This window comes from Streptomyces fulvoviolaceus (assembly GCF_000718165.1).
GTDB lineage: Bacteria > Actinomycetota > Actinomycetes > Streptomycetales > Streptomycetaceae > Streptomyces > Streptomyces fulvoviolaceus.
The window spans coordinates 1-210 of sequence record NZ_JOEY01000247.1; the positions used below are offsets into that span (position 1 = coordinate 1).

Annotated in this window: 1 protein-coding gene; it reads right to left on the reverse strand. The window is 65.7% G+C overall.

Translation table 11 applies throughout. The features are described 5' to 3' along the window. A partial coding sequence (locus tag IG08_RS55585) for an alpha-amylase family glycosyl hydrolase (protein ID WP_043457904.1) occupies nucleotides 1–210 on the reverse strand: 210 nt, incomplete at both ends.

A 210-nucleotide genomic window follows, 5' to 3' on the forward strand; every position in this document is an offset into this window, starting at 1 on the left:
GAAGAACGGCGGCAGCCAGAGGCAGTCGACGCCGAGCCACTGCAGATAGTCGAGCTTGGCGGTCAGGCCCTTGAGGTCGCCGACGCCGTCGCCGTTGCTGTCCTGGAAGGAGCGGACCAGTACCTCGTAGAAGACCGCGCGTTTGAACCAGTCGGGGTCCCGGTCCTTGGCGGGGGTGTCCTCGAAGGTGTCGTGGACAGGCTCGTTGAC